This window comes from Mesorhizobium sp. M2D.F.Ca.ET.226.01.1.1, assembly GCF_004022705.2.
GTDB lineage: Bacteria > Pseudomonadota > Alphaproteobacteria > Rhizobiales > Rhizobiaceae > Mesorhizobium.
The window spans coordinates 325,025-345,737 of sequence record NZ_RZOY02000001.1 but is presented as its reverse complement, the minus strand read 5'-3'; the positions used below and the strand labels follow the sequence as shown (position 1 = coordinate 345,737).

The window sequence follows — 20,713 nt, the reverse complement described above, 5'->3', positions numbered from 1 at the left end:
GCAATGCGCGTGCATAACGGCGCTAAGTCTGCATTTTTGCGAGGAAAAATTCGAAATCAGGCTGGGGCAGTCCGCCATTTCCACTTGCCAGCACGTTGACAAATAGTACGTTAGTCAGACAAATTATCGCCCGCATCAGGATCCTGCAGCCCTGCGGGAGTGAATGGGAGTGCATCGCAATGAACGAGAAAGTGGTTTCCTGGGCCCTAATTGGCGCCAGCACCATCGCACGCGAGTGGATGGTCGACTCCATACGCAAGCATCCGCTGGGCAGGATTAAGGCTACCGTCAGCAGCGATTTGAGCCGCGCCCAAGCCTTCTCAGACCAGATGGGTATTCCTGACGCCTATGACTCGCTTGAGCCGATGTTGAGCGATCGAGAAATCGACGCGGTCTACATAAGCACCAAGAACGACCAGCACCTGTCGCAGTCGCTGGCGGCCATAGAAGGCGGCAAGCACGTGCTTTGTGAAAAACCGCTCGCTCTGGAGCCGAAAGACGCGAAATCGATCGTTGAGGCGGCCGAACGCAAAGGCGTGGTACTCGCTACCAACCACCATCTGCGCAACATGGAGAGCCACCGAGCGATAAAGCGACTTCTGCGCGAGGGAGCGATAGGAAAGATCAACTCGATCCGCATTTTCCACGCAGGATCGTTACCCCAGAGCCTAAAGACTTGGAGACTTTTCGAGAAGGCTGCGGGCGCCGGGGTTATTTACGACATCACCGTGCACGATGCAGATCTCCTTAGATTTTATCTGGAGAGCAATCCCACCAAGATCACCGCACTGGCGACTGCGTCTGGCGAAGGGGCGAACGGCATCGAGGACAGCGTCATGTCGGTATGGGAATTTCCAGGCAACATTTTGGTGCAATGCCATGACAGCTTTGTCGTCGGTTATGGCCCGCGCGGCGTCGAAATCCATGGCTCCGCCGGCAGCATTCTTGGCATCGACGTCATGTCACAGGCCCCTGGTGGCCGCGTCGTTTTAAGAACATCCGACGGTGAGCGAGACATACCTCTTGAACTCAAGGTCACTTATGACCGTGGTGTTTCCGATTTCATGGCCGCTATTCAAGGGAAAGGCAGGCCCTCCTCGACGGGCGAGGATGGCGTTTGGAGTGTCAAGTTGGCGAACGCCGTGGCGCAATCGGCCGCTACAGGTCAAACCGTTCTCATCGACCAAGGATGAGACGGGGTTGCGCGGCCAATCGGCGATGCCCCAGACCGGGGCCCAAATTCGTCGGTGCATCCCGTCAAATGGGCGGCAGTCGAACGGCAGCTTCGCATCCTCGATGGAGATGCCTACCTCAATCCGGTGTCAACCTTTGCAATACACCGGGCTCTTTTTAGCGTCCGGTCATCCAGCAAAGATGCCAGCGATCCTTGATCAAGCCATGGCGGCTGGCTTGTCATCCCGCAATCCGAAATGAGGCCGTCGTTCAAACGATATGCGCAGCCCCAACTCGGACATTAGATCCCGAGCGCGGTCTGTGTCGCGCCTGCCGACCCGCGACACCCAGTCCGAAAAAAGGCGGACCGCGCGCCGGTTCATGTGCCGCGAAGGACAGACAAGCCAGTATCCGGGGAACTCTATGGCGTCGAACGCGGTCGAGACGGGCACCAAAGCTCCCGAAACAAGGTCCTCGAATGCAATTGACGTGCTTTCCAGAACCACGCCCGCTCCATCTTTCGCCAGCTGAACCGACATCGAGGAGCGGTCGAAACGATAGGGATAGGTCATGCGCGCGCCCTGGACCCCGTTACGCGGCAGCCAGTAATCCCAGCGGAAATAGGCCTTCACGCTGTCGATCAGTCTTGCCTGGCGCAACTGCTCGCGCGGATCGGATGAAAGCCTCCGTAGTTCGCTGAGATACGAAGGCGAGCACATCGGCAGGATCAGGTCGTTTACCACGCAATCCGAATAGAGGCCGGCCCAGCCCCCGTCGCCGTAGCGAAGATCGAGATCGATGACCTCGGTTTCGAAATCCGAGAAATTGGGCGTCGCGTCGACGCGCAAATTCCAGGTCGGGTAGTCCTTGCTGAATTCAGCCAAACGTGGCGCCAGCCATTTCTCGCCAAAGGAGGGACTGACCCGGAGGCTGAGCTGAAAGCTCTCGCGCTGGCGTACGATGGCGTTTCGAACCTCGCGTATGGATTCGAAGGCTTGCGTGGTGGTCTGATAGAGCCGCTCGCCGTCGATCGTCAGGGAAAGGTGGCGCTTTTCGCGCTGGAACAGCCGCACGCCCAGCTGGTGCTCGAGCAAGCGCAGTTGCTGGCTGACGGCCGAAGGCGTCACCTGCAATTCCTGCGCGGCTTTCGCCACGCCGCCGAGGCGCGCAACGGCTTCGAAATGCGCCATCGACTTGAACTTGATGTCCGACATATCGTCATCGTCAGTTAAGTTCAGCTACACAGAATGTTAAGAAACGAGAATTGAGCCGAATGTCAATCGGCCGCATCATCCCTGCGATCTCGGGAGGAGATGCAGGATGGAAACGGCCCAGGGCCTGGGCGTCGTTGGCAATATGCCGACGGCCGGACAAGTATCGCGCAGAAAGCCTCTGATCGACGCTGCTAACGTCGAGAAAAGCTACGGCGCAACCCGCGTCTTGCGCGGTGTGAGCTTTCAGGTCCGGGCAGGCGAAATCCATGCGCTGCTGGGTGGCAACGGCGCCGGCAAGAGCACCCTGATCCGCATCATCACAGGCCTTACCTCCCGCGATGCCGGCGACATCGCCGTCAGCTCCGCGAAGCTTAGCCGGGGCGGCCCGATCATAGCGGTGGTGCATCAGGAGCTGGCGCTGGTACCCGAACTGTCGGTCGCGGAAAACATCGGTATCGTGCATGCGAAGTCCGGCCTGTCGCAGAGCAGCCGCCACCGGATGCGCGACATCGCGCTCAATGCGCTGCGCCTGATCGATGCGGCGATCGGCGAGGAGATCGTGGACCTGCCGGCGCGCAAATTGTCCCTGCATGAAGGGCAGATCGTCGAGATTGCCCGCGCGCTTTCAACAGGCGCCGAAGTGCTGCTTCTCGACGAGCCCACCGCCAACCTGACAGCGGGCGAGACGGCCAAGCTTTTCTGCGTGCTAAAGCGTTTGGCGCGCGACGAGGGTATCGGAATCGTATTCGTCTCGCACAGGATGCGGGAAATCCGCGAGCTCTGCGATGTTTGCACCATCCTGCGGGACGGCATCACTGTGGCGAATGGGACGCCGCTTGCCTCGCTGAGCGACGCGGAGATCATCCAGCAGATGGGGCAATCGACCCACCGTTCCGGCGCGCAGCTCAAGCGGCGGGAGCGCAGCCGAGAGGGTACGCCGGTGGAGTTGCTGGGGCCCGACGGCGCCATTTTGGAAATCTGGCCCGGCACCATCTTGGGGCTGGCCGGCGCACCGGCGGGTCCGACGGGACTGATCGATCCCCTCGTCGGCGCGGGAAAGGGCGCCGGCTGGCGCCTCTCCGGCGAGGGCCTCGCAGATGGATTCTCCTCCCCGGCCGCGGCGGCGCGCGCGGGCATCGGCTTCGTCTCGGGTGACCGGGCAGCGAAGGGCATCCTTTCGCAGCTTCCGATCGTCGACAACGTGCTTGCCGCGCGCAGGGTTCGCGACAACCGGCGGATCGTCGGCGCCGCCGAACGGCAGGAATGTTCCGATCTGGTTTCGGCGCTCAAGTTGAAGGCGGGCTCGATCTGGGACCTTCCGGCGTCGCTGTCCGGCGGCAACCAGCAGAAGCTGATCGTTGCGCGCTGGCTCGGATTGCCGCTGCGCATGGTGGTGCTGGAAGAGCCGACGCGCGGCGTCGACATCGGCACCAAGCACGATATCTACGCGCTGATCCGCGAGATGGCGGATACGGGAGCAATCATTGTCTGGTGGTCGACCGAGAACGTCGAGCTGCTCGAGCTGTGCGATGTGATCTTCGCCTTCGACACCGAGGGGCGTCCGAAGGGGTTTCTGCCGGACGAGCGCTTCACCGAAGACGGGCTCGCCGAGCTGACGGGGATGGCAGCATGACCGACGCAACCAACGGCGCCACGACGGCCAAGAAGGCTCGGGCCGCCAGGACCCGCGCTCCCGGGATTCTTCTGTCCTACCGCACCGAGGCCGCAATCGCCGGCGCGATTGTCGTCCTGTTGCTGGCGGTGGGCATATTCGTCCCCGCGGCGCTCAGCATGGGCAACGTCCAAAACATCATCCAGGCCGCCGCGCCGCTCATCATCATGTCGCTCGGCGTCTTCTTGGTCGTGGTCACCGGCGGCATCGATCTTTCGGTCGGCTCGGTGTTCTCGCTGACTGGAATGGTCACGGCGCTGGCAATGGCCAATGGAGCGGACGATCTTACCGCCAGCCTGGCAGGCTTGGCCGTGGGGCTGGTATTCGGAGCGATCAACGGGTTTCTCGTCACTGTCGTCAGGCTTGCTCCTTTCGTCGTCACCCTCATCACTTACGCGGTGGCGGGCAGCTTGGCCTTCATCGTCACCAACGGTCGCTCGATGCCGATCAGTGCGCCGGATTTCTGGCTGCTGAATTCCGGCGAGATCGTCCCCGGCATCCCCAATCATCTTCTGTTCTGCATCGTCCTGATGGTCTTGCTGGAATATGTGCTGCGCAAGGTCGTGCTGGGTCGCTGGTTCTATGCCGTCGGGTCGTCGGCGACCGCAGCCCGGCTGCTCGGCATTCCCGTGCTTCGCATCAAATTCGCCGCCTATGTCATTTCCGGCCTGCTCGCCTCGTTCGCCGGGCTGCTGACGGCGAGCTACATCCTCAATGCCGAGGCAACGGCCGGCGCCAGCCTGATGCTGCAGGCGATTGCCGCGGTCGTCATCGGCGGTGCCAGCCTCTTTGGCGGAACCGGCAGCGCGATCGGCGCGGTGCTCGGCGCGCTGATGATCACCTGCATCCAGAACGGCGTGAACCTCATCGGCGTCAACAGCTTCTGGCAAGGCTCCGTCACCGGCGCGGCGATCCTGCTTGCGGTTCTGATCGACCGCTTCAGCAACAAGAACCGACTCTAGATCATCAACGGGAGGAACCAAGATGAAGTTGAAGAGCATCCTGATTGCAGCACTGGCGGCGTCCGCCTTGTCCAGCGCATCATATGCCGAGGACAAGAAGACCGTCGCCTATATCGCGCCCTCGCTGGACATCTCCTACTGGCAATGGGTCGGCTACGGCGTGAAGGAGAAGGCCAAGGAGCTCGGCATGGACTATGTCGAGTACACCTCTGAGAACTCACCCGCCAAGCAGATGGACAATGCGCGGACGGCCGTGACAAAGGGGGTCGCGGCAATCGTGATCGGTCCGGTCAGTTCGACATCGACGCCGCCGCTGCTCGATTATCTGGAAAAGCAGAAGGTGCCGATCGCCTTCGCCGGCATCGGTCCGCAGCCGGGACTAACCAACTACACATCTTCTGTCACCGCAAACAATTATGAGACCGGCAAGGCGCAGGGGAAATTCACCTGCGATCTCGCCAAGGAGCGCGGCGGCAACAAGGTAGGCATGCTGTCGCTGCCGCAGGACCGCGAGAATGCGCAGAAGTATCTCAAAGGCGCCAAGGAGGCGTTCGCGGCAGACGGCTGCGACCTGGTCCAGATGCTTGAAACCCGGGGCCTCACCATCAATGAGGCTGTCACCCAGGCAAACGATCTGCTGACTGCACATCCCGACATCAAGGCTATCTACGGCATGTATGATGAGGCCGGGAGCGGTGCCGCAAAGGTGGTCGAGACCCGAGGCCTCACCGGCAAAGTTGGCATCACCGTCGCCGATGGCTCGCCCACCACCATTGCGCTGCTGAAGAAGGGGGCGATCCAGGGCATCTTCTTCCAGGAGGCGGTCGGCCAAGGCATCGACGGCACCCAGCAAGTCTACAACGCCCTGACGGGAGGCAAGGTGACCCAGGATCTGGCCCTGGTGATGCCATTGGTCACCGCCGACAAGGTCGACAGTCCCGAGGCGAAGAAGGTTATCGCCCGCGTTTTCCCCCCGAGCAACTGACCGCCTTCGAACGGGCCCGCCGGCGAGGCCGGCGGGTCCAGCAGCAAGCGAGGGAATCCGACCGTGGCCGAACTGCCTTTCATCGATCCGCATCATCACCTTTGGGATCTGGAGACCCACTATTATCCGTGGCTGACCGACGGGGTTAAGCCAGCGGCCTTCGGAGACTATGAGGCGATCCGCAAGAGCTATCTGATCGACGATTATCTGGAAGACGCCAGGAACCAGAACCTGGTGAAATCGGTGCATCTAGACGTCGGGTTCAATCCCGCCGATCCGGTCGGGGAGACGCGCTGGCTGCAAGGCATCGCCAACAAGCGGGGCTTTCCCCATGGCATCGTCGGCTATGCCGACCTGTCCAAGCCCGATGTCGGCGACCTTCTTGACCGACACATGGAATATCCGAACTTTCGCGGCATCCGGCAGTCGATGAATTACCATGCCGATCCCGCCAAGACCTATCTGGCGCAGCCGGAGGTCAGCCGGACACCCGAATGGCGGCGCGGCTTCCGCGAGTTGGCGAAGCGCGGGCTGAGTTTTGACCTGCAGCTCTATTATCCGCAGATGGGCGAGTTTCTTGAATTGGCGCGCGCCTTTCCCGACGTGCAGATCATTCTCAACCACACCGGCATGCAGGTCGACGGACCCGAGCATTTCGACGCCTGGAAGAAGGGCATGCGCCAGCTGGCGCAGGCGCCGAACGTCGCCTGCAAGATCTCGGGTCTCGGCATGGGCGACTGGACATGGACGAGGGCGTCGATCCGTCCCTATGTCGAGGAGGCGATCGCCGCCTTCGGCATCCACCGATCGATGTTTGCGACGAACTTCCCGGTCGACAAGCTGTTCTCGAGCTTCGACGCCGTCGTGAACGCCTTCAAGGAGATCACGCGACACTATCCGCGTGAAGAGCGGCTCGCGCTGTTCCACGACAACGCCGCCCGGTTCTACCGGCTCTAGATGATCCGCCAAGAGATTGGAAAAAGCAGGAGAGTTCGACATGTTGCTGAAGGGCAAGGCTGTGGTCATTTCAGGCGCCGCGAGCCCACGCGGGATAGGACGCTCCACGGCGAAGCTGATGGCCGAGCATGGGGCGCGCGTCGCGATCCTTGACCTCGATGAGGGGCAAGCGCGTGACGCCGCCGCTTCGCTCGGAGGCGACCATATCGGCCTCGCCTGCAACGTCGCCGACCTCGCTGCATGCAAGACAGCGGCGGCGCAAGTCACCGAAATCTTCGGCAAGGTGGACGTGCTCTGCAACAATGCCGGCATAACCCAGCCGGTGAAGACCCTTGAGATCAGCCCAGGCGATTGGGACCGCATTCTCGACGTCAATCTACGCGGTGTCCTCTATCTCAGCCAGGCTTTCATTCCCCACATGCGCCAGAATGGCGGCTCCATCATCTGCATGTCGTCGGTTTCGGCGCAACGCGGTGGCGGCATCTTCGGCGGCCCGCATTACTCCGCCGCCAAGGCGGGCGTACTCGGCCTGGCGAAGGCGATGGCGCGCGAATTCGGTCCCGACCGCATCCGCGTCAACTGCGTCACGCCCGGCTTGATCCAGACCGACATCACCGGCGGCAAGCTGACCGAGGCAATGCGCGCCGACATCATCAAGGGGATTCCGCTCAGCCGGCTCGGCGACGCACGCGACGTGGCCGGCGCCTATCTGTTCCTCGCATCGGATCTGGCCAGCTACATCACCGGCGCGGTGATCGACGTCAATGGCGGGATGCTGATCCATGGCTGACGCCGCGGCAGAATCGGAGATGCCGCGCTCCGGCAGCAACGTCAGCCTTGCCGAACGGGCCTATCGCATCCGCCGGCATGCCGTGCGCATGGGCGAAGTCCAGGGCCAGGGCTATGTCGGGCAGGCGCTCGGCATTGCCGACGTGCTCGCCGTCGCCTATTTCCATGCGCTCCGCTATCGGCCGGATGAGACGCTATGGGAGAAGCGCGATCGCTTTCTTCTGTCGATCGGCCATTATGCGATCGCGCTCTATGCGGCGTTGATCGAAGCGGGCGTGCTGCCGGAGGAAGAACTCGAGACCTATGGCACCGACGACAGCCGCATGCCGATGTCCGGCATGGCCGCCTGCACGCCTGGAATGGAGATCACCGGCGGCTCGCTCGGCCATGGGCTCGGCATCGCCGTCGGTATGTGCCTGGGGCTAAAGCGCAAGCAGAGCGACAGTTTCGTCTACAATCTCTTGTCGGACGGCGAGCTCGGCGAGGGCTCGACCTGGGAAGCGGCGATGTCAGCCGCCCACCACAAGCTCGACAATCTCATCGCCATCGTCGACTTCAACAACCAGCAGGCCGACGGCCCGTCGACGGCGACGCTGTCTTCCGAGCCGGTGACCGACAAGTTTGAGGCCTTCGGCTGGCACGCACAGCGTGTCGACGGCAACGACATCGAGGCGGTCCGCGCGGCATTCGACATTGCCCGGGACCTCAGGGAGCCGCGCCCGCGCATCATCGTCTGCGACACGCGCATGGCAAAGGGTGTGCCTTTCCTGGAGGCCCGCGAAATCACGCATTTCATCCGTGTCGAGCCGGATGAATGGACGCTGGCGCTCGAGGCTCTGGAGAAGGGACGTCGGCAGTGAGGTTGTCAAAATTCGAGCCACGTCAGGCTGTCATTGCCGGAGAGCGCAAGACCACCTCGGCGATGATCGCCTCGATCGCCCCGGACGGCATTCCGACGCGTAGCGCCCCTTTCGGCCACACGCTTGCCAGGCTGGCACATCACCGGAACGGGATCGTCGGGCTCACCGCCGATCTTGCCAAATACACAGACCTCCATGTCTTCGCGCAGGAACATCCGGATCGCTTCTACCAGATGGGCATGGCGGAGCAGCTGCTGATGAGCGCGGCTGCCGGGATGGCCCGGGAAGGTTTTACGCCATTTGCAACGACCTACGCGGTCTTTGCCTCACGTCGCGCTTACGACTTCATCTGCATGGCGATCGCGGAGGAAAAGCTCGACGTGAAGATTGTCTGCGCCCTCCCGGGACTGACCACCGGTTACGGCCCCAGCCACCAGGCGACGGAAGATATCGCCATCTTCCGCGGCATGCCCAACCTGACGATTATCGATCCATGCGACGCGATCGATATCGAGCAGGCCACCGAGGCAATCGCGGACCACAAAGGGCCGGTGTATATGCGGCTCCTGCGCGGCAAGGTGCCGGTGGTGCTCGACGGGTACGACTACCGCTTCGAGATCGGCAAGGCGCGGCTGCTGCGCGAAGGGGCTGACGTGCTGTTCATTTCCAGCGGCCTGATGACGATGCGTGTCCTTGAGGCGGCAAAGGCTCTCGAAGCGGACCGCATAAGGAGCGCAGTGCTACATGTGCCGACGATCAAGCCGCTGGACAATGAGAGAATTCTTGCAGCAGCGCGTCGACCTGGCCGGCTGGTGGTGGTGGCGGAAAACCACACGTGTATAGGCGGACTGGGGGAAGGTGTGGCATCCCTGCTGATGCGCGAGGGTGTGACCCCGGTCTTTCGCCAGATTGCCCTTCCCGATGAGTTTCTCGATGCCGGGGCTCTGCCGACGCTCCACGATCGCTACGGGGTATCGACAGCTGAGGTCGTGCGCCGTATTCGCGAATGGACGAGTAAGTGAAGTAGGAGTTCGGCTCTGCTGTGCTTAGGGTTCGTTCATCCCGAAGACGATCTTTTGCGGCTGTCTTTGCCGGCCGAACAAACACGCTTCAACTCGGCGCCAGAAGGGATTCCAGAAGCGTCTCCCTTGCGGATGACAGGTGGGCGCCGGCCGCCACCTCGACGCGCGAAAGGTCGTGACTGAGCAAAGCGTCGATATACGCCAAATGCTCGACCAATGCCGCGTGATTGCGCTGCTTCTCGTCGCGCTTGTTCCACTGATAGTGGTAGTGGAAGATGAATGTGATGATGTCGTAGAAGTCGTCAATGAAGCGATTGGGCGAGGCCTCGTTGACAAGTCGATGGAACCGGTTGTCGAGACTGGAGAAGTCATGGAATCGATGATCGATCTCCCCAAGCAGATCGAGGTGCGCGCGCTTTAGAGTCTCCAGCTTCTCCCACAGCGGCGAGTGGTCCGATTGCTTGGCAAAGAGTCGCGCTGATCGCAGCTCGAACATGACGCGAATCTCGAACAGATCGAGTGCGAACTCCTTGGTGAACCCCTCAAATATCCACCCTGAATTCGGCCGCTTTTCAAGCAGGCCGAAGCGGCTGAAACGGATCAGGAACTCCCGTATGCCACTGGTTGCCACACCGAATTGACGGGCCAGTTCGAGTTCGTTGATCAATGTGCCCGGCTTGGTGTCGCCGCGTAGCATCCATTCCATTAACTGCCGTTCAATATGGAGATTGCGCGGCATCGTTTCGACATCTGGGAAGTAGTCGTTTGGCAGGACTTGACGATCTTCGACCTGCGATCTCGTGGTAGCGACAATGACGCCGCGCTGATCCAGTTCCCCCAACACTTTTCGAATGGTCGTGCGGCTCACCCCCAACCGACGCCTGAGTGCATTTTCCGAGGGCAACGGATCCTCGATCTCGCTTCGAACCATGAGATCGAGAGTTCGATTGAATGCCCTTTTGAAGACGGTGTCCGTTTTCATGAAGGCCAATCCTCCCAGGCTTGTCCTTTTTGGTGAATTTTTATCCATAAAAAACAACTTGCGCGACCGCGGATAGTATTGTTTTTTATCGATAAGAGGAAGAGCAAAATACAAAAGCGAACTTTCAGGTCGGAGTGCAGGTCACTCCCGACGGCGGGGGACTATTTGCCTGGGCTAGCGAATAAACCCGAAGAAAATATCATCGGCAGTGTGGCCGGCAGCCCCGAGGCGCGCGCGAACACGTTAGCGATCGGCCTGAGCATTCTGAATTTCGGGCCGGCACTCATCCTTGTGTTACTGATCGCTGCACTGAGCATATCATCTCCTTACTTTCTCACCGCACGCAACATCAGCAACATACTCGCCCAGACGGCCGTCATCTCGGTAGTCGCCATGGGGCAGCAACTGGTGATCTTGACGCGCGGCATCGACCTATCCGTCGGCTCGAACCTGGCCCTGGCGTCGGTGCTGGGCGCCTTGGCATTCCACGCGGGAGCGCCAGCCGCGCTGGTGATTGCCGTGATGATCGCGTCCGGCGCCGTCGTCGGCGCCATAAATGGCGCCTTCTACGTCTTCGGCCGGCTGCCGCATCCATTCATCATCACGCTTGCCACATTGAGCATAGCCAAGGGCGTGGCGCTGCAGCTTGCCGACGGCCGCGCCATTCCTGGCATGCCGCCGGCGATCAGCGCGCTCGGCACCGATGCGCTCGGTGGGCTTCCGGGTTCGGTCTTCCTGGTGCTGGCGGTCGCGACCGTGTTCTTCGTGGTGACCCAGACAATGGTCTGGGGCCGCTGGATCTACGCCGTGGGCGGCCGGCCGGATGCCGCGCTGCGCATGGGCATTCCCGTGTCATGGGTGCTGGTCTCGACCTATGTCGTGTCGGGCACTTGTGCGGGCATCGGCGCAGTGATCCTGGCCGGCAGGACTGATGCGGGTTCGCCGCTCTTCGGTAACCTGCTCGAACTCGACACGATCGCTGCCGTCATCATCGGCGGGGCAAGCTTCCTGGGCGGACGCGGACATCTCGGCAACGCCCTGATCGGCGCACTGATGATCGGTGTCATCCGCAACTCGCTGAACCTGCTCAACGTCAACATCTTCTTCCAGCTGATCGTCATTGGCGTGGTCATCGTGATCGCTGTCGAAGGCGACGTCCTTCGAAATTACCTCGAAGGGCGAGTTCGCGTGATGCAGGCGGGGAAGCACTCATGAACGATAAGTCCGCTAGCGCTCCCGCACACGCAGGCGATCTGGGCACCCCGGTCCTTTCAGTGCAAGGGGCAACCAAGCGGTTCGGGTCTGTCCTGGCGCTCAGCGGGATCGACATCTCGGTGCGGCGCGGAGAAATCCTCTGCCTTCTCGGCGACAATGGCGCCGGCAAATCGACCCTGATCAAGTGTATCAGTGGCGTGCATCGCCTGGATGCGGGCTCGATCGTGATCGACGGGCAGATCACTGCGATCCGCTCGCCGGCCGAGGCGCGCACCGCTGGAATAGAAACGGTCTACCAGGATCTGGCGCTTTTCGACAATCTCACACCGGCGCAGAACTTCTTTGCCGGCCGAGAGATCGCGGCGCCGCCATGGCTGCCGCGCGGACTGCGCTTCCTGCGCCAGCGCCGGATGGATGCCGAGACCAAGTCTCTGCTCGCCAACCTCAAAGTGGCCTTGCCCAGGACCGATGCCGTCGTCGCGATGATGTCTGGTGGCCAGCGCCAGGCGATCGCGGTGGCGCGGTCCACGGTTTTCGCTCGCAAGGTGGTCATCCTGGACGAGCCTACCGCGGCACTCGGCCTGCGCGAATCCCGGCAGGTCCTGGATCTGGTGGCGAGGCTGCGAGACCATGGCAACGCCGTCATCCTGATCACCCACAACATGGAACATGTCATCGAACTGGCGGACCGGGCCATCGTTTTGCGGCAGGGGCGCAAGGTCGGCGAACTGGTGCCCACCGCCGACAACAAGCAGCAGCTGGTCGCCATGATCGTCGGAGCATGACGGCGCGGCTTTGCAGACTGCAGGAGCAGGTCGCAAATGAGGGGTCACCCTTCCTTCGGAGGGAACCCAAAAAAGGGAGGAAACGAGCATGAAATTGCAAGCAGGACTTCTGGGCGGGCTGGCGATCGCATTGGCGTTCGCAACGCCGTCCCACGCGGCCGACAAGATCAAGGTCGGCCTGATCACCAAGTTCCCCGTCCCGTTCTATTCCACGATGGAAGAGGCCGCCAAGAAATATGCGGCGGCCCATCCCGAGGTCGAGCTGGTGACCGGCCAGGGACAATCGGCGACCGACATCGAGGGACAGATCTCCTTGATCGAGTCCATGATAACACAAGGCGTCAAGGGTCTGGCCATCACGCCCGTCGATCCGACGGTGGCGCCTGCACTCGACAAGGCCGTGGCAGCAGGCATCAAGGTCGTGCTGGTCGACAACGGAATACCGAACTGGAAGGGATCGAGCGCGCTTGTCTCCACGAACAATCTCAACGGCGGCAAGATCGCGGGCGAATACCTTAAGACAGTTCTCAAGGCGGGCGACAAGATCGGCATCCTGCAAGGCGTGCCAGGTGTACCCGCGCTCGATGATCGCGTCACCGGCATGATGCAGGGCCTTGGCGATCTCAAGGTGGAGGTGGTCGGCAAGGGAGCGACCAACTGCACCCTGGAGCTGGGAACTTCGGTCGCCGAGGATATTCTCACCGCCAATCCCGACCTGAAGGCGATCTACGCCGCTTGCGGACCGCCCATCCCGGGCGCGGCGAAGGCAATCGCCAATGCCGGGATCGCGAACGACAAGTTCATCCTCGTCGGCTTTGATGCATGCTGCGGGGAGATCGAGGCGATCAAGTCGGGAGCGGAAGACGCCAGCGTCGCCCAGTTCCCTGCCAAGATGGGTGAACTCGGCATCGATACCGTGGTCAAGGCGATACACGGCGAGAAGGTGGAGGCAAATGTCGACACCGGGGCGGGGCTGGTGACGCTCGCCAATGTCAAGGACTTCGAATAGTCGAAAGATCGCCCGGCGGCTGAGATTGCCGCCGGGCCGATCATCCGGCACCGCTGAAGTCCGAATGCGTGGCCCCTTGGGCGCCCGCCCAATTGCACGAGGAGCACTCCCCGCCGTGAAAGCCGCCGTTTGTCTTGCACCCGGCAAGCTGGTTCTCAGGGACCTGGCCTGGCCGGCATTGCCACCGCCAGGGTGGGCATTGCTGAGCGTGAGCCATGTCGGCATCTGCGGCACCGACTATCACATCTTCGAAGGCAAGCACCCCTTCTTGACCTATCCTCGCGTGATGGGTCACGAAATTTCCGGGACGGTCGTCGCTGCCGGTGAGGGCGTCGGCGTCGCAACGGGCCAGTCGGTGATCGTCAATCCCTATCTGGCGTGCGGCCATTGCATTGCCTGTCGCCAGGACAAGCCCAATTGCTGCGTCGCCATCGAGGTGCTTGGCGTTCACCGCGACGGCGCCATGTGCGAGCAGATCCTGGTCCCTGCCGGCAACCTCTATCCCACCGGCGGGCTTTCGTTGGCCGAGGCCGCGGCGGTCGAGTTTCTGGCCATTGGCGCTCATGCGGTTCGCCGCTCGATGGCAGGCAAGGGAAAGCGGGCCCTGGTCATCGGTGCGGGGCCGATCGGCCTCGGCACGGCCCTCTTCGCCAGGATAGCGGGCCAGGAGGTCACGATCCTCGATGTCGACCGCGAGAGGCTGGATTTCGCCGAGCGGGATCTCGGTTTTGCCGTCGTCGACGGGTCAATTGCGACAGGAACCGAGCTTCTGCGAAGCCGGACTGCCGGCGAGGCCTTCGATATCGTCTTTGACGCTACCGGAAACAGCGCGTCGATCCGAGCCGCCTTTGCATATGTCGCGCATGGCGGCGCGCTCGTCATGGTAAGCGTCGTGAAGGACGAGATCTCCTTTTCCGATCCAGAATTCCACAAACGAGAGATGACGCTGATCGGCACGCGTAACGCCACCAGGAGCGATTTCGATCAGGTCGTCGCATCGATTCGGGACGGCGACATACCTATTACCAGGCTCGTGACTCACCGGACCACTCTGGCCAAGAGCCCTCACGACATTGCGCGCTGGTCACGTGAGAAGGTTGGGCTGATCAAGGCTGTCATCGCCGTCCACGACGTCTGATGCGTGCGCGCAAGAAAAAGCGCGGCCCCTTCGTAAGCGGCGCCCTGCCCTAACGGTATTGTCTCCCGATCTTGCTAACCGCAGCCAGAACTCCTGGAATAAGTTTGCCGGGATTCATTATGTTATTAGGGTCAAAAAGCTCCTTGATATCGCGCATGATATCTAGCGCGGTCCCATGTTCGGCTTCCATGTATCTAAGTTTGCCCAATCCTATGCCATGTTCTCCAGAGCAGGTCCCTTCCATTGCTAAGGCACGATAGGCCAAGCGGGAACTGATGCCGCTCGCGATCTCGTATTCTTCCTGGCTATCGGGATCGATGACCAGACCAAGATGGAAGTTTCCGTCTCCCGCGTGGCCGTTCAGACACACAAAGAATGGGGCCTTTTCGATGTCGGCCTTCGTTTCCACGACACACTCGGTCAGTCGGGAAATCGGCACACAAGCATCCGTGGGCATCACCTTCGCGCCGGGCCGGCTGGCCAACAGCGCATTGTGCATGCGATGGCGCGCGCGCCATAGGGCCGCGCGGCTCTCCTGATCCCTGGCCCAGCGAAACTCGCCTCCGCCCATCTCCGCGGATATCGCCTCGACAGTGGCTATCTGTTCCGCAACGGCTTGGGGCGCGCCGGCGAATTCGAAAAACAAGGTAGGCCGTGTTTCATAATCGAGTTTGAAGTAATCGACGCATGTCCGCATGGCGGGCTCGTCCATCAACTCCGCTCGCGCAATCGGCAGGCCCAGCTGAACTATTTGAGTGACAGTGTCGACCGCGGCCTTCAAAGATGGATAGCCGCACACGGCTGCAACCGTCTCCTCTGGAACGCCATGCACGCGGATGGTTAGTTGTGTGATGATGCCGAGAGTGCCTTCCGAGCCGATGAAAAGCTTGGTCAGGTCGTAGCCTGTCGACGATTTTCGAGCCCGGCTCCCTGTCTTGATGACCCGGCCATCGGGCAATACCACTCGCAAGGACAGTACGTTCTCGCGGATCGTACCGTAGCGCACGGCATTGGTGCCGGACGCACGCGTAGCTGCCATCCCGCCGATCGTCGCCTCCGCGCCGGGATCGATGGGGAAAAACAGCCCCAGATCCTTCAGATGCCTATCAAGCGCCTGTCGCGTAACGCCAGGTTCGATGACCACGTCAAGATCGTCGGGATGCACAGCAAGTATTCGATTCATGCGGCTGACATCTAGGCTTACTCCGCCGTGGACGGCGCTCAAATGGCCTTCCAACGACGTTCCGGCTCCGAAGGGAATGACCGCTACGCGATGGGCATTGGCGTTCTTGAGGATCGCCGCGACCTCCGCTTCGCTCTCGGCAAAGCAGACGGCGCCTGGTGCTTCAACCGCGTGGAACCCCTCTCCACCGCAGTGCTGCTGCCTGAGCGCCGTGTTGGTGGTGAAGCGGTCGCCAAGCAGCTTTGCGATCTCTTGGACAAAGGCAGTCGGCAGCGGCTGCTTCGACACTGACATTGGAAATCCCATCGACTGAGTATGCCTGTGTTGGCTCATTTGGCCTGTTGGAGAGATCGCAGGCTGGCTGTTGGCGGCGCGATTATCCTTTGACCGCGCCGGCCGTCAGGCCCCTGACGAAGTACCTTCCGGACAGGACATAGACGATCAGCGTCGGAAGCGCGGCAATCAGTGCCGCCGCCATGTCCACGTTATACTGCTTGCGCCCAAGGGTTACGTTCACGACGTTGTTCAATGCGACAGTGATCGGTGAACTTCCACCGGCGGAAAACGATACGCCAAACAGGAAATCGTTCCATATCGACGTGAACTGCCAGATGCAGCACACAACGGCGATAGGAATGGCCGTAGGCAGGGCAATGCTGAAGAATATCCTGAAGAAGCCAGCGCCGTCGACCAAAGCCGCCTTGGTCAACTCATCAGGGAACGAGACAAAGTAGTTCCTGAAAAACATTGTCGTGAATGCGATACCATAGACCGTGTGAACCAGTATGAGGCCCGCGGTTGACCCCGACAAATGCAACATGCCGAGCACTCGTGCAATAGGCAGCAGGACCGCTTGCAGCGGAAGGAAGCACCCAAACAACATGAAGGCGAAGAAAAGGTCTGATCCGCGGAATTTCCACTTGGCCAGCGTGTAGCCATTGATGGCGCCGATGGACGTGGACACGAAAACCGACGGGACAGTAATGATCAGCGAGTTCAGAAAGAAGGGCGAAAGGCCGACACAGTTGGTGCCGATACAAGCCGTACTCCAGGCTTTCGACCACGCTTCGAACGTGAATTGCTTTGGGAGGCCGATAAGCGAGCCGGAATAGATTTCATCCAGTGGCTTGAACGACGTAATCAACATGACCCAGAGCGGCACCAGGTAGAGCGTAGCCAGGAAAGCCAGGCAGCCATAGACAAACAGCCTGCCGCCGTAGCGCTCGAAATTGCGCATCTTATTGATCATTGGCTGGCTTCCGAAGTTCGGTGTAAAGATACGGAACGATAATCGCCACCACCGCGGCCAGCATCATCATCGCGCTCGCCGCGCCGACTGCCATCTGGTTTCTTTCGAACGTCGCGGAAAACATGAACATCGACGGCATCTCGGTTGCCCCGCCCGGCCCGCCATTCGTCAGGGCGAATGTGAGGTCGAACGTCTTGATGGCGATCTGGCCAAGCAGGACGACGACGCTGAGAAACGCCGGTCGAAGCATCGGCACGACGACGCTGACATAGATGCGGACCTGAGAAGCGCCCTCCATCTGAGCGGCTTTTATGATCGAATTGTCGATCCCCCTCAGGCCGGCGAGAAAAATGGCCATCGCGAAGCCGGACGACTGCCATACCGCGGCAATGACGACGGTGTAGAGGGCGTAGTTGGGATTCACCAGCCAATCGAATGTGAAGGAGGTCCAGCCCCAGCTCCGAACCACATTCTGGATGCCGAGACCGGGGTTCAAGACCCATTTCCAGGCGACGCCGGAAACGATGAATGACAGCGCCATCGGATAGAGGAAGACGGTTCTGAGAAAGCCTTCCGCCCGAATTCGCTGATCGAGGAGAATGGCGATGAAAAGGCCAAAGAAAGTCGCGATCGACAGGTAGAGTGCCGAGAAGATAAACAAGTTCTTGACGGCTATGTACCACCGCGGGGTCGACCAAAGACGGATGAACTGCTCCAGACCCACAAAATCGTATATCGGCATCACCCTGGATGAACTAAGCGAAATACTTGCAGTCCACGCGATGAATCCGTACGTAATTACGAGTATAATCAATCCGCTCGGAGCCAGAACGATTTTTGGCAACTGGTCGGCGAAGTATCGCTTGATATCCGTCCTTCGAACCATGTCATTCCTCGAATTGCCCGGCCAATTCAGGTTCAAGCAGAACGCCAGCCGGAAGGCCATCGGCGGCCTTCCGGTCGTTGTCAATCACGCCTAACGAGCGTTATCGATTTCGTCCGCGAGAAGCGTCACCGCATCTTGCGCGCTCATGTCCGACACGAAGAACTTCCCTGCAACTTCCTTGAAAATCGCAGCGAATTGAGGTTCGGCGGCATAGCCGCCAGACAGGGTGCCGAGGAACGATTTGTTGTCGATCGCCGTCTTGAGGTCCGCTGCGGCCTGCTTGGCGCAGTCGTCAAACTTCGACATGTCGACACCGAGCCGAGGCGGGATCGACCCCTTGATCAAGTTGAACTTTATCTGCACTTCCGGATCGAGGATCACCTTGACCAGTTCGTCCTGCGCGGCCCGAAGGTTCGGATCGGTGGTCTCGAACATGCTGAACGAGTCCATCGCCCAAAGGAAATTCGGCGTTGACGTAGGGGTCGGGAAACACAGGAAGTCCACGCCGGGCTTCAGGTTCTTTGCGAGAAACTCGCCCTTCGCCCAATCTCCCATGATCTGCATGCCGGCTTTACCGCTCGCCACCATTTCACTCGCAACAGCCCAGTCACGGCCGACAAAATTGTCATCGACGAGACCCCTTACCTGGCGCAGCTTTTCGAAAACCTTGACCATTTCCGGGCTGCGAATGGCCTTGTCGTCAACCTTGAGCGCGACCCGCGTGTAAAACTCGGGTCCATTCAAATCGATGATAAGGCTGTCGAAGATTTTGGCGACCTGCCATGCCTCGTCGCTGGCTGCCAGAGGGATGATACCCGCCTTGCGCAACTTTTCGCCCGACGCGATGAGCTCGTCCCAGGTTTTCGGAATGCCTATACCCGCGGCGTCGAACGCCTTCTTGTTTGCCCAGATCCAGTTGGAACGATGCAGATTGATCGGCACCTCGACCCACTTGCCGTCGGGCGCCGCAAGACGCTTATAGTCGGGCGGGATCAAGTCAGCGCCGCCATTCGCGGTTTCCAAATCGGTCAGGTCCCGCAGAACGCCTTCCTTGGCCCAGGTCGAGGCGTCGTAGCCCAGCATCTGCATTGCGCCCGGTGGGTTGCCGGCGACGATTCGTGCGCGGAGCGATTGCTCCGCATTGACACCATTTGCTCCACCTATAGCGGCGTCCTTCCAGATGACACCGTGCTTCTCCAGCTCCTGCTTGATCGTATTGACCGCGGCCACTTCGCTGTCGGACACCCAATGGTGAATGACCTCAATGGACTTTTCTTCCGCTTGGGCCGTGGCAGACATCATGCCGCATATGGCGGCGCCCAGTAACAGAGTCCGACTACGCATTTCCTCTCCCAACTATCTCTGATTTGCGATGAGTACAGAGCGCTTGCAACCTGCGACCCGCGCCTGCCCCGGTAAGCTCGCCATGCAGGTTTTTCCGCTCACCGGTATAGAGGTTCATACAACGGAACAGTGCCAGCAATTGCGCACTCGGCAGGAAACTGACGCTATGTGATGCACAAAGGCGCAGCCACTGCGACAGCCGAGGATTTCCAGCAGAATCACTCATCGAAATTCTTCTTGACAAAGGCTCTACGGCAGAGCGATTTTGCGCTAGTCAATATACAGTTTCATTGAATGAAACATTGGCGGCCGCCCGAGCACATAATCGACGCCGGGGCCGAGCGGTCCGCTGGTTTCACAACGATCCCTCTCAGCAGGAAATGCAAATGGTTGAAGCACTAAGGCGCGAAGAAGTCAGAGGCGTCATTACACCGATCGTCACGCCGTTTAACCGCGATGAGACAATCGATTTCGAATGCTTTGAACGCGAAGTTTCGTTCATGGAAGCATCCGGCATCAGGGTAATCATCATTGGCGGCAGCACCGGATCCGGCAACGAGCTGAACGCCGAGGACCTGGCGACCTTGATCCGCACCGCGACGACCAAGAGCAATCTGCGCGTCATCGCCGGCATCATCCCCGATACGACCAAGGACGCCATTCACCGGTCTCTGCTTGCGAAAGAGGCAGGCGCCGCCGCGTTGCTACTCTGCCCACCGACTTACAACGGCATGACAGACGAATCGGCGCTTGCATTTATCACAGATGTGGCTGCTGCATCCGAGTTGCCAATCGTTTTTTACGACCACTTCAATTACTCCGTCGATCTCTTGAAGACGATTGCTCGCCTGCCTGAAGTCATTGCAATCAAGTGTGTATTCCAGAACATAGGGGAGCTTGTGCAGACTGTCGGCGATCACGTGACTATAGCTGCCGGCTATGACCCGATCACACTTGCCGGCTATGTGATGGGCGCGGAGGCTTCAATCTGCGGCGTTCACGCGGTGTTGCCGAAGCAGAACGTCGATATCTATCGGGCGTTCAAGGACGGCAATATCGCAGAAGCGATGCAGTTGACCAAAGCCATCGGCCCGATTTGCCGCGAAGTCAGTCAGGCAACCAATTTTCCCACCCGCATAAAGTACGCGATCGGCATGCTTGGCCGGGATGTCGGGACGCCCATCCGTCCGCTGGACCGGATTGGCGAAACTGATAAAGCGGCCATCGACGACGCTCTCAGGGTCGCCGGACTGCGATAAGAAGATTTTCTGGGCGGGTCGTCTCACTC

19 protein-coding genes are annotated in these 20,713 nt (G+C 60.4%); 13 read left to right on the top strand and 6 right to left on the bottom strand.

Annotated elements, in window-relative coordinates; all coding sequences use genetic code 11:
* The first annotated feature begins 179 nt into the window (after window positions 1-179).
* Window positions 180-1,193: a Gfo/Idh/MocA family oxidoreductase gene (locus EN869_RS01635; protein WP_127227946.1), complete on the top strand. Its 1,014-nt coding sequence runs from the start codon at window positions 180-182 to the stop codon at window positions 1,191-1,193.
* A 198-nt stretch (window positions 1,194-1,391) separates the two neighbouring features.
* On the opposite strand, the gene EN869_RS01630 is transcribed toward EN869_RS01635, so the two are convergent.
* Window positions 1,392-2,363, bottom strand: a complete 972-nt coding sequence (locus EN869_RS01630; RefSeq protein ID WP_245512358.1) for a LysR substrate-binding domain-containing protein — start codon at window positions 2,361-2,363, stop codon at window positions 1,392-1,394.
* Window positions 2,364-2,493: 130 nt separating this feature from the next.
* On the opposite strand from EN869_RS01630, the gene EN869_RS01625 reads away from it, so the two are divergent.
* From EN869_RS01625 to EN869_RS01595, 7 genes are all read left to right on the top strand, one after another.
* The gene (locus tag EN869_RS01625) at window positions 2,494-4,020 is read left to right on the top strand and encodes a sugar ABC transporter ATP-binding protein (protein ID WP_127227948.1); all 1,527 of its coding nucleotides are present in this window, start codon (window positions 2,494-2,496) and stop codon (window positions 4,018-4,020) included.
* Window positions 4,017-5,021 (top strand): ABC transporter permease, encoded by a 1,005-nt coding sequence (locus EN869_RS01620; protein ID WP_127227949.1) that lies wholly within the window; start codon window positions 4,017-4,019, stop codon window positions 5,019-5,021. The genes EN869_RS01625 and EN869_RS01620 overlap by 4 nt, the downstream gene beginning before the upstream one ends.
* 22 nt (window positions 5,022-5,043) lie before the next feature.
* On the top strand, window positions 5,044-6,006 hold the full coding sequence (locus tag EN869_RS01615) for a substrate-binding domain-containing protein (protein WP_127227950.1): 963 nt from the start codon (window positions 5,044-5,046) through the stop codon (window positions 6,004-6,006).
* A gap of 63 nt (window positions 6,007-6,069) precedes the next feature.
* Window positions 6,070-6,963 (top strand): amidohydrolase, encoded by an 894-nt coding sequence (locus EN869_RS01610; protein ID WP_127227951.1) that lies wholly within the window; start codon window positions 6,070-6,072, stop codon window positions 6,961-6,963.
* Between the two features lie 40 nt (window positions 6,964-7,003).
* The gene (locus tag EN869_RS01605; RefSeq protein ID WP_127227952.1) at window positions 7,004-7,753 is read left to right on the top strand and encodes an SDR family NAD(P)-dependent oxidoreductase; all 750 of its coding nucleotides are present in this window, start codon (window positions 7,004-7,006) and stop codon (window positions 7,751-7,753) included.
* On the top strand, window positions 7,746-8,612 hold the full coding sequence (locus EN869_RS01600) for a transketolase (protein ID WP_127227953.1): 867 nt from the start codon (window positions 7,746-7,748) through the stop codon (window positions 8,610-8,612). Before EN869_RS01605 ends, EN869_RS01600 begins: the two co-directional genes overlap by 8 nt.
* On the top strand, window positions 8,609-9,634 hold the full coding sequence (locus EN869_RS01595) for a transketolase family protein (protein WP_189341249.1): 1,026 nt from the start codon (window positions 8,609-8,611) through the stop codon (window positions 9,632-9,634). The genes EN869_RS01600 and EN869_RS01595 overlap by 4 nt, the downstream gene beginning before the upstream one ends.
* A gap of 88 nt (window positions 9,635-9,722) precedes the next feature.
* Here the strand turns inward: EN869_RS01595 and EN869_RS01590 are convergent, their stop codons facing one another.
* The gene (locus EN869_RS01590) at window positions 9,723-10,616 is read right to left on the bottom strand and encodes a GntR family transcriptional regulator (protein WP_127227954.1); all 894 of its coding nucleotides are present in this window, start codon (window positions 10,614-10,616) and stop codon (window positions 9,723-9,725) included.
* 78 nt (window positions 10,617-10,694) lie between these two features.
* Here EN869_RS01590 and EN869_RS01585 point away from each other — a divergent pair, with 78 nt between their 5' ends.
* From EN869_RS01585 to EN869_RS01570, 4 genes are all read left to right on the top strand, one after another.
* Entirely contained in the window at window positions 10,695-11,831 is a 1,137-nt protein-coding gene (locus EN869_RS01585) for an ABC transporter permease (protein WP_245489509.1), read from the top strand.
* Window positions 11,828-12,616: an ATP-binding cassette domain-containing protein gene (locus EN869_RS01580; RefSeq protein ID WP_127227955.1), complete on the top strand. Its 789-nt coding sequence runs from the start codon at window positions 11,828-11,830 to the stop codon at window positions 12,614-12,616. Before EN869_RS01585 ends, EN869_RS01580 begins: the two co-directional genes overlap by 4 nt.
* Before the next feature lie 88 nt (window positions 12,617-12,704).
* Window positions 12,705-13,625 (top strand): sugar ABC transporter substrate-binding protein, encoded by a 921-nt coding sequence (locus EN869_RS01575; RefSeq protein WP_127227956.1) that lies wholly within the window; start codon window positions 12,705-12,707, stop codon window positions 13,623-13,625.
* A gap of 115 nt (window positions 13,626-13,740) precedes the next feature.
* Window positions 13,741-14,763: a zinc-binding alcohol dehydrogenase family protein gene (locus EN869_RS01570; protein WP_127227957.1), complete on the top strand. Its 1,023-nt coding sequence runs from the start codon at window positions 13,741-13,743 to the stop codon at window positions 14,761-14,763.
* A gap of 49 nt (window positions 14,764-14,812) precedes the next feature.
* Here the strand turns inward: EN869_RS01570 and EN869_RS01565 are convergent, their stop codons facing one another.
* From EN869_RS01565 to EN869_RS01550, 4 genes are all read right to left on the bottom strand, one after another.
* Window positions 14,813-16,240, bottom strand: coding sequence for an FAD-linked oxidase C-terminal domain-containing protein (locus EN869_RS01565; protein ID WP_245489508.1), 1,428 nt, complete (start codon window positions 16,238-16,240; stop codon window positions 14,813-14,815).
* 82 nt (window positions 16,241-16,322) lie between these two features.
* Window positions 16,323-17,195, bottom strand: coding sequence for a carbohydrate ABC transporter permease (locus EN869_RS01560; protein WP_127227958.1), 873 nt, complete (start codon window positions 17,193-17,195; stop codon window positions 16,323-16,325).
* Window positions 17,185-18,081, bottom strand: a complete 897-nt coding sequence (locus EN869_RS01555) for a sugar ABC transporter permease (RefSeq protein WP_127228114.1) — start codon at window positions 18,079-18,081, stop codon at window positions 17,185-17,187. The genes EN869_RS01560 and EN869_RS01555 overlap by 11 nt, the downstream gene beginning before the upstream one ends.
* Window positions 18,082-18,171: 90 nt before the next feature.
* Window positions 18,172-19,425: an ABC transporter substrate-binding protein gene (locus tag EN869_RS01550; RefSeq protein WP_127227959.1), complete on the bottom strand. Its 1,254-nt coding sequence runs from the start codon at window positions 19,423-19,425 to the stop codon at window positions 18,172-18,174.
* Between the two features lie 386 nt (window positions 19,426-19,811).
* On the opposite strand from EN869_RS01550, the gene EN869_RS01545 reads away from it, so the two are divergent.
* Complete coding sequence (locus tag EN869_RS01545; protein ID WP_167506976.1) at window positions 19,812-20,684, top strand: dihydrodipicolinate synthase family protein; 873 nt, start codon at window positions 19,812-19,814, stop codon at window positions 20,682-20,684.
* Window positions 20,685-20,713: the final 29 nt, after the last annotated feature.